1 protein-coding gene is annotated in these 295 nt (G+C 60.0%); it reads right to left on the reverse strand.

Features of this window, described 5'->3' with window-relative positions:
* Window positions 1-281: tRNA-dihydrouridine synthase family protein (locus Q4563_RS18885; RefSeq protein WP_303605605.1), on the reverse strand; the 281-nt coding region annotated here is incomplete at its 3' end.
* Between the last annotated feature and the right edge of the window lie 14 nt (window positions 282-295).

Here is a 295-nt window from a genome sequence, read left to right on the forward strand (position 1 = left end):
GTCCAGATCGCGCCATTGGCACATACTGGAATGTCGAGGGCTTGCTTGATCTCCGCAATCCATTGCCACCCCGCTGGTGGCTGGTAGCCTTCGGTTTTGGTGCGGGCATGAACGGTGAGCCTTTGGATACCGGCTGAGGCCACTGGCTGGGCATTGTCAACGGCCAGGGTCTTGTCGGTATAACCCAGGCGCATCTTGGCACTGACGGGGATATGATCCGGTACCGCGTCGCGTACGGCCCGGGTGATGGCATACAGGCGTTCAGTATACTGCAGCAACACGGCACCTCCCTGAC

The sequence above is a fragment of the Gilvimarinus sp. 1_MG-2023 genome (assembly GCF_030548285.1).